This window comes from Longimicrobium sp. (assembly GCF_036387355.1).
GTDB lineage: Bacteria > Gemmatimonadota > Gemmatimonadetes > Longimicrobiales > Longimicrobiaceae > Longimicrobium.
Genome location: NZ_DASVTX010000164.1, coordinates 1 through 7,958 on the forward strand (window position 1 = coordinate 1; position 7,958 = coordinate 7,958).

General features: G+C 66.7%; 7 protein-coding genes and 1 pseudogene. 4 read left to right on the plus strand and 4 right to left on the minus strand.

Going from position 1 to position 7,958, the window contains the following annotated elements:
* Positions 1–830 (minus strand): annotated as a pseudogene (locus VF665_RS07560) (peptidase M28); the annotation flags it as partial.
* Positions 831–1,048: 218 nt separating this feature from the next.
* Here VF665_RS07560 and VF665_RS07565 point away from each other — a divergent pair.
* The 4 genes from VF665_RS07565 (at position 1,049) to VF665_RS07580 (ending at position 4,371) form a co-directional block, all read left to right on the plus strand.
* Positions 1,049–1,690, plus strand: coding sequence for a DsbA family oxidoreductase (locus VF665_RS07565; RefSeq protein WP_331052801.1), 642 nt, complete (start codon positions 1,049–1,051; stop codon positions 1,688–1,690).
* A 106-nt stretch (positions 1,691–1,796) separates the two neighbouring features.
* Complete coding sequence (locus VF665_RS07570; RefSeq protein WP_331052802.1) at positions 1,797–2,543, plus strand: carboxypeptidase regulatory-like domain-containing protein; 747 nt, start codon at positions 1,797–1,799, stop codon at positions 2,541–2,543.
* Positions 2,544–2,829: 286 nt separating this feature from the next.
* Complete coding sequence (locus tag VF665_RS07575) at positions 2,830–3,495, plus strand: hypothetical protein (RefSeq protein ID WP_331052803.1); 666 nt, start codon at positions 2,830–2,832, stop codon at positions 3,493–3,495.
* A gap of 102 nt (positions 3,496–3,597) precedes the next feature.
* Positions 3,598–4,371 carry a creatininase family protein gene (locus VF665_RS07580; protein ID WP_331052804.1) on the plus strand — a complete coding sequence of 258 codons (774 nt, stop codon included), beginning with the start codon at positions 3,598–3,600 and terminating at the stop codon, positions 4,369–4,371.
* 86 nt (positions 4,372–4,457) lie between these two features.
* Here the strand turns inward: VF665_RS07580 and VF665_RS07585 are convergent, their stop codons facing one another.
* From VF665_RS07585 to VF665_RS25985, 3 genes are all read right to left on the minus strand, one after another.
* On the minus strand, positions 4,458–5,042 hold the full coding sequence (locus VF665_RS07585; protein WP_331052805.1) for a hypothetical protein: 585 nt from the start codon (positions 5,040–5,042) through the stop codon (positions 4,458–4,460).
* A gap of 415 nt (positions 5,043–5,457) precedes the next feature.
* On the minus strand, positions 5,458–6,870 hold the full coding sequence (locus tag VF665_RS07590; RefSeq protein ID WP_331052806.1) for an ATP-binding protein: 1,413 nt from the start codon (positions 6,868–6,870) through the stop codon (positions 5,458–5,460).
* Positions 6,867–7,664: a sigma-70 family RNA polymerase sigma factor gene (locus VF665_RS25985; RefSeq protein ID WP_414678344.1), complete on the minus strand. Its 798-nt coding sequence runs from the start codon at positions 7,662–7,664 to the stop codon at positions 6,867–6,869. The genes VF665_RS07590 and VF665_RS25985 overlap by 4 nt, the downstream gene beginning before the upstream one ends.
* Between the last annotated feature and the right edge of the window lie 294 nt (positions 7,665–7,958).

Consider the following 7,958-nt stretch of genomic DNA (forward strand, 5'->3'; position numbering starts at 1 on the left):
GCCACCACGTTCACGGAGGGATACACGAAGTTCTCCGTGCGCAGGTCCGCCGTGAAGCGCGCGGTCGCCAGATCGATCCCCGCCACCGCCTCGGGGCGCACCAGCAGCACGGGGACGGGCGGAATGCCGGCGCGCGGGTTCAGCCCCAGCGTGTCGAGCATGTAGCGCCCCTCGCGCGCCGACTTGATCAGGTTCTCGAACGCCAGCACACCCACGGAATCCGCCACGAACACGATCGCGCTGGGGTTGGACGGGAGCAGCGCCGTCCGCTGGGCCGCCACCGCGCCGCTCGTCTGCCGCCAGCTCCACAGGCTCAGCCAGCGCGGCGTCTGCGTGGCGGGCGGCTGCAGCCGCGCCACGATGGCGCGCCCGGCCGCGGCACCGGCGGCGGGCGGGCTTCCCTCTCCCGCCATCACCGCGGCATCGATCCGCGCGTCCACGGGAGCGATCACCACGGCGTCTTCCCACAGCCGCAGCGCGCGTCCGCCGAGCGTCACCGTGCTCGTTTCCGACATGCGCAGGCGACGGATGGGAAAGAACTGAAAGAAGGTTCCGTCGTCTCCCGCGGGCTGCAGCCCCATGGCCTGCGCCTGTGCGGCCAGCCACATGGACGCGCGGATCTCGTCGTCGGTCGCCCCGCGGCGGCCCCGCATGGAGTCGCTGGCCAGAAAAAAGAGGTCGCGGCGCAGGTCGTCCGTGCGAATGGCGGCGCTGCCGGACCCGCGCGCGCCGCCGGGCGAGGCGGACGGCCCGGAGTTGGCCATGGGCGCGGCGCAGGCGTTCAGGGCCAGCACCGCCGGCGCGGCCAGAAGGAGTGAGCGGAATCGCATCAGGCCAATCAGTCCCGGGATGGAGGGCTCCGGCGCGCGGGGTGCGGCTGGAGGGAAGGCGGCAACGTGACGCGCACGAACTCTGCCCACAAGGTTTCATCGGGCCGGATCGCGCGCCGATGCCACGGTGGGCGGAGCGGCCCGCGGTCCGCGGTGTATCCCTCGCGGGATGCGGCCGTGCATGGACGCCGCACGTCGAAGCGATCCGGGAGAAGCTGATGAAGATCGAGGTGTGGGCCGACGTGGCGTGCCCGTGGTGCTGGATCGGCGAGACGCGCCTGCTGCGCGCGCTGCAGCAGCGGCCGGAGGTGCGGGCGGAGATCGTGTGGCGGCCGTTCCAGCTGCAGCCTGGGATGCCTGCGGAGGGGAAGCCGTGGGAGGAGCTGGTCCGCACCAAGTTTGGCGGGCCGGAGCGCGCACGGGTGATGTTCGGGCACGTGGCCAGCGCCGGCGCCCTAGACGGGCTGCCGTTCAACTTTGACGCGGTGACCACCGCGCCCAACACCCGCTCCGCGCACCGGCTGATTCTGCACGCGCAGCAGAACGGGGTAGGGCAGGAGATGGCGGACGCGCTCTTCCGCGCCTACTTCTCCGAAGGGCGCGACGTGGGCCGCACGGGCGTGCTGGCCGACGTGGCGGCGGGGGTGGGGCTGGACCGCGACCGTGTGGCGCGCTTTCTGGCCGGCAGCGAGTTCGCGGACGAGGTGGACGCCTCGCAGGCCGACGCGGCGGCGCACGGCGTGAACGGCGTTCCCTTCTTTGTGCTGGAAGGCAAGTACGCGTTCAGCGGCGCGCAGCCGCTGGAGACCTTCGTGAGCGTGCTGAACCAGGTCGCCAGGCAGGAATCCGCCGGGCGCTGAGCCGTCCGCCTCACGGCGTTCTTGCGCTTCATGGCCCGCCGCCGCATCGTGCGGAAGCGGGCCGTCGCGCGTCGTCTCCACCGTCTCCTCTCGATCCAAAGCAGCCATGACCCGTCCCTTGCTGCTGGCCTGCATCGCGGCGCTCTCCCTGGCCGGCGCGGCGGACGCGCAGACCCGCGTGTCCGGGCGGCTGATCGATGCCCGGGACGGCAGCGCTGTCGCCAACGCGTCCGTATCGCTGCTGGGCACGGACGGCCGCTACCAAAAGCATTCCGGGAGCGACGAGAGCGGCATCTTCGTCTTCGACGGGGTCACGCCGGGCCGGTTTCGCATCCGCGCGACGCGGATCGGGTACCAGGAGGCGCGCAGTTCCCCGCTCAACCTGATGCTCAACGACACCATCGTCGTTGAAATCCGGCTCTCCTCGTCAGAGGTGGTGCTTCGCCCGGTGACGGTCGTGGCCCGTTCCGCCGCGCGCCGAAGCGCCACGGTGGGCGCGTTCTACCAGCGGATGGAAAGCGGCTTCGGAACCTTCATCACGCGCGACCAGATCCAGCGCCGCGGCGCGCTGCGGGTGAGTTCGCTGCTGCAGTCGTTCACCAGCCTGCGTCCCTTCGGTGGTCCAGGTCAGGGTCTGCAGTTCGGCCGCCGCGGGTGCCCCGTTCAGGTGGTGGTGGACGGAATCGTCGTCAATCGCCGGGGCGACTCCGTGGACGACTTCGTTCTGCCGGACATGATCGAGGGAATCGAGGTGTACCGGGGGATCGCGGACCTCCCCGCGCAGTTCTTTACGCCTGAGGCGGGGCGGTGTGGTGCCGTAGTGGTCTGGACCCGCCGCGGCTATCAGGACTGACGCCCGGTCCCGCAGTCCGCGGCCGCCCGCGCCCCCACTCCGGCGCGGGCGGCTTCTCTTTTCCCCCCCGAGTGAATACGATCAGCCGGGTGACACCGCTGTCCCCGTCATGGACCGGGTGCGGCGCCGGGATGCCCGTGCCGGGGGCTCCGGGCGGAGGTGGATCGCGGAAGACGACGTAAACGCCTGGGATGAAACAGCTTGGGTTTCCGCGGCACTGCTCTTGCCCTTGGGGTGGGGCTCAACCGATAACGGTACTCGTATTCCTTTCGCGCGGAGACGCACGATGTCGATGATGAACGTGGCAAAGCGGGCCGCGGCCTGCGCGATGGTGCTGGCCACCACGGCGTGCGCCGGCGGCGGCCTGGGCGGGCTGGAGCAGGTGCTGGGCGGCGTGCTTGGTGCCGGGCAGCAGCAGGGCGGGCAGATCGTGGCCGAGGTGCAGGGCGTGGATACGCGCAACCAGATCATCCGCGTCACCACCCAGCAGGGCCAGACCGGCGACCTTCGCTACGACCAGAACACCGTAGTTTCGTACCAGAACCAGCGCTACGACGTAACGGCGCTGGAGCGCGGCGACGTGGTGGCGCTGCAGATTCAGCAGACGCAGAACGGGCAGGCGTACGTGCAGCAGGTCGTGGTGCAGCAGAGCGTGCAGGACCGGGGCGGGGTGAGCAGCGGCGGAAGCACCGGGGGCACGTACGGCGGCAACACCGGAACCACGTCCGGAAACAACATCCGGCAGTTCGCGGGCCGCGTGGGGCAGATCGACTACAACCAGGGGTGGTTCACGCTGCAGACCTCCAACGCCGGCACCGTTACCGTGTCGCTGCCGTACAACCCGGGGCAGGCCGCCAGCGACCAGTTCCGCCGCCTGCGCCAGGGCGACAGCGTGCGGCTGGAGGCCAACGTGCTGTCCAACAACCGGGTAGAGCTGTACCGCTTCTACTAATCCGCCGCGGATGGATGTAGAACGATTCCGAGGGCCGCGCGGCACCGTCCGCGCGGCCCTCGGCGCATCCTGATCCGCCATCACCCGCACCGAACCGCCAGCGTGCCGCGTCCCTGGATCCTCACCGAAACCAACTGGAAGGCCGTCGGCGCCACCGCGTTCGACGTGGCCGTGCTTCCCTGGGGCGCCACGGAGGCGCACAACTATCACCTGCCGTACGCCACCGACGTCATTCAGTGCGACCACGTGGCGGCGGAGGCGGCGCGGCTGGCGTGGGAGCGGGGCGTGCGGGTGGCGGTGCTCCCCACCGTGCCCTTTGGCGTGCAGGCCGGGCAGCTGGACATTCCGTTCTGCCTGAACCTGAACCCCAGCACGCAGGCGCTCGTTCTACGCGATCTGGCTCTGGCGCTGGCAGGGCAGGGCGTGCGCCGTCTGCTGATCCTGAACGGGCACGGCGGAAACGACTTCCGGGCGATGCTGCGCGAACTGCAGCCCGTCCCGGGGATCTTTCTGTGCACCATCAACTGGTGGAACTGCGTGGATCCGCGCCCGTTCTTTCACGAGCCGGGCGACCACGCGGGCGAACTGGAAACGAGCGTGATGATGCACATCGCGCCGGACCTGGTGCTGCCGCTGGACGAGGCCGGCGACGGGAGCGAGCGCAAGTCGCGGCTGGCGGGGGTGCGCGAGGGATGGGCGTGGGCGCCGCGAAAGTGGACGTCCATCTCCGCGGACACCGGTGTGGGCGATCCGTCGCACGCCACGGCGGAGCGCGGCGCGTCGTTCTTTGCGGCCGTCACGGAGCGCATCAGCGGATTCCTGGTGGAGCTCGCCGCGCTTGATCCAGACGATGCGTATCAGCCGGAGAGATCCTGAACGGCAACGGCCCTCACGCGGAGGTCGCGGGGATACGGTCTGGTGGACGGTTCGTCGCGTGCGGTGGTCGGGGTCCGGGGGCCGGGTCAGGGTGCGCGTTCGACGGCTCGACCGAACCGCAGGCTGAGGTGCGACCCGTACGTGTGCGGCGGAGTGGACTCCATGGGCAAACTCTGCGTGTAGACGTCCATGCCGGGCACGCTGAATCCACCCTGCATCCAGCGGTCGTCCGTGCGATGCCGCGCTTGCACGGCGGCGCGGACGTCCTGCTCCCAGCGCGCGAGCTGCTGCTGCTCGGCGGGCGTGGCGCCCAGGCCGCGGTAGATGCGGTACCACCGTGCCCGCGTCGCATCGAACGTCGCGGTGGGGAGTCCGATCTGGATGATGTCGGGGTGCACCAGCCCGGTCGCGGCGTCGCGCGCCGGCGTGTGACGGCAGTCCACGTCGGTTACGGCTTCCGAAAACACCACCCGGCCGTTCCGCCGCAGGGTCAGGTGCACGGCGCCGAGGCTCCGGTCCGCGCCCTCGGAGGACTCTGGATCGAGGCCGCAGGCGCCGACGCCCTGCTCCAGATCCCACACCAGCGGCCGTCCGGGACGGTTCATCCACCCCGCCCAGAGCAGCGCCGCGACGGCCGCCATCACCCCGCCTCCGATCAGAAACTTTCTCACGCTCTCCCCGGTGCCTGTGTCTCCACGCTGCTGAGAACACTAGCCGCTCGCGCCCGCCGCCGGATCGGCCGAATGACCTGATCGCGGCCCGGACGCATCGGGAGGGTCGGTGGTCGTTGGGTAAACGGCGGCCCATCGGTTGCGCTCGCGCCACGCCCCCGCGACCTCCGCGCCCCGCGGCGTGCGCGTAAGGTTCCGTTCGCAGTGGCCGCCACCAGCACAAGCAAGCGGCCCCGCGACAGAATCAGTCGCGGGGCCGCTTCACAGTGTGGGTAGATCACACGGGCCAGGCGGGAGGCGTCTGACGGTACTGCGCGGGATCAGCTGAGGCGCCGCCCTTCACCACGATGGTGCCCGCGAGATGGTGCCCCGGCGCCGCTTGGTGTCACACCCACTTGTTTGGCGCGCGTGTCGCTTACGTCGAAGCGTTTGCGGGTGGTACCGGTCGAGCCCGCGCCTCTGCGGGGCTAAGATACTCTGTGGGCCGGGTGTCTTCGAGCCGAACCCATGTACGCAACGAAGGACTCGCCAAACGAACGAGCATCGTTTCGACATCGAAAAACACCAGCCCTTTGGTTGCCAAACGTTGCACAGCATCTATGACAGCGCTCATGGGAGTGCCGGTGATCTGGATCAGATCGTGGACGGGGAGTTCTGTTGCATTTGCGTCAGCAAGGGCAGTCAGCACCGCCCAGCATCCGTCTGCTCGATTGCCTAACTCACTCCATCCATAATGCTCCCCTAGAGAGGCTACTGCGCCCTCGGAGCCATAAGCGCCCTCCACAACGTCTTCTTCATCAATGATGTCATCTCCGTTAACGTCGAAAGCAGAGTATGCGAGTTGTTGCGTGAAATGTGGTAGTCCGTCTGCCATTCTTAACAAACGGTCCAAGGCAACCGGCTGAATGCTAATGTTCTCCCCCTCCTGACTCGCCCGCTTCAGTCCCTCTACTACGATCTCCATTCCACCCAGGGTGTCCATACGCTGCAGTTGAATCACCTCGAATAGTCTCATAGCCGAGCCGTGACCCTGACGGATTGTGTCCTGCAGTTCGGAACCACCACCCACAACAACCATGAAATGTTCACAATCACGCCATTTGAGCCGTTCCATCAACAGCTTCAGGAACGACCCAAGTCGAAGCTCTGGAGACGCCTTATCCGCTTCGTCGATGATGAGGAGCACGCCATCGCGACGTGCTCGAAGTCCCCAACGCCGTTTGCGAGTGATGGCCTTCACCAAGTGAGCGAGTCGATCAGCGAACCGCTCCATCTGTGCTTGATCGCTCGGAGTATCGGTCCTGTGATAACGGATACCCGCCGCCTCGATGCGTAAAGCCGAATCTACGAGTTGCTGGAACGTCGTTCGAACTCTCTCAACTCTTGTAAGGCTTCGTTGTAGTCCCGCCTCAATCTTTGCAAGCAGGCCTTCTTGTGTGGTCAGGTTGTCAATGTCGGTGTGAACGACTACGAACGGGAACCCTCGGAATTGTCTGTCTTCCGCGATCGCTTTGAAGTGGATCAACAGCGACGACTTACCGGTGCCAGGAGCGCCCGTCACCAGCACGCTGCTGCCATTACCGGAGCGCGCCTGTCGAAGGAGATTCAAAAGCTTTTCTATTTCCCTGCGGCGTCCAGCAAACGTCCCGCGTTTCGTGGGGCTGCGTGGCTGGAATGGATTGCTGCCGCGGCGCGCCACCGACGCAACCAGCCCCAGAAGCTCTGGAGAATTCGCAAGCAGCTGCAGCGTTTCAGCGTGCTGCTCAGCAGACAGGCGGCCGTCCAGAAATGCGGCAATCCTCTCTGGATCTATGACTGCCCGGCTCATGGATCTGGCGACTCTGACAGGGCGGCACTCACCCTCTGTGCATCGATACCCTCGTGCTCCAGTGCCGACCGGAGATTGCGCAGCAGTCGGTCCACGCGGCGGTAAAGGGGCTTTGACTCAACGTTGAGCGCGCGAGCGATATCACCAATCGAGAGCCCTTCAAAGAATCGGAACCGCGCGATGACTTGATCTTCCACAGGAAGGGTGGCAAGAACTCGCGTGAGTACCGAGAGGATACGCACGCGTTCGCGTTCCGCTTCGCTCGCTAACACACGGTCGTCCGCTTCGCTCGCTAGAACACGGCCGTCTGCTTCCGACCCCTCAATATCGACAGATGAAGGCCGGAGCGGCTCACGAGTCGGGAGATGGCCAAGAAGGCGTCCTAACTCCGTAGCACCCGATGTGGTGATACCTTGCGAGTTTAGCACCTCCGCTGCTTGTTGGAGCGAGTACCCTTCCCGGTAGATGAGGCGTTCCAAACGCACGGCGACGGGTCCGAGCCTCAAGGCTGCAGCGGAAGCTCGCCAGCGACCCAATCGCGACCGCTGATACTCGATAGTTAGCGATGCGATTACGACAGCGAGGAATGTTCTGAAAGAACTCGTGCCGCGGTAGTGTCGTAGGGCGGCATAGTTATTTTCGAGTAGTTGAAGGTGAATCCAGCTAACAAAGTCGTTTGCCTCATCTCTCGACATTCCGTGCCGGACGGCTGCTTTCCGCGCGATCTGGTCTATCCATTCCAAGTGCTCTTGGAACAGCTTACTCGGATCGGATCGGACGTTATCTGTGTTCATCAGATATTCAAAGCCGCTGATCGCGGTGCGCGGGAGACTAATCACCTAGTATAAGGCTGAACAGCGGCCCCGCAACAAGACACGTCGCGGGGCCGCTGTGCATCATCCCAAAGCGCGGAAGCGGATCAGCCGCTGGCGCCCACCTGGGTGGCGACGCGGGTGTCGCTCAGGTTGGCGCGCTTGTCCGTCGTGCCCGCCGCGCCCGCGCCGGGGCTCCTGGGCTCGCCGCCCTCCTTGGGCCACGCGCTGATGGCCCCGTCCTCCAGCCACGCGTACTTGCCCTTGAGCACGTCC

Bases quoted from the DNA above. Each gene is read 5' to 3' on its own strand.
- VF665_RS07565 (WP_331052801.1), top strand. From the start codon at position 1,049: ATGAAGATCGAGGTGTGGGCCGACGTGGCGTGCCCGTGGTGCTGGATC.
- VF665_RS07570 (WP_331052802.1), top strand. From the start codon at position 1,797: ATGACCCGTCCCTTGCTGCTGGCCTGCATCGCGGCGCTCTCCCTGGCC.
- VF665_RS07575 (WP_331052803.1), top strand. From the start codon at position 2,830: ATGTCGATGATGAACGTGGCAAAGCGGGCCGCGGCCTGCGCGATGGTG.
- VF665_RS07590 (WP_331052806.1), bottom strand. From the start codon at position 6,870: ATGAGCCGGGCAGTCATAGATCCAGAGAGGATTGCCGCATTTCTGGAC.
- VF665_RS25985 (WP_414678344.1), bottom strand. From the start codon at position 7,664: ATGAACACAGATAACGTCCGATCCGATCCGAGTAAGCTGTTCCAAGAG.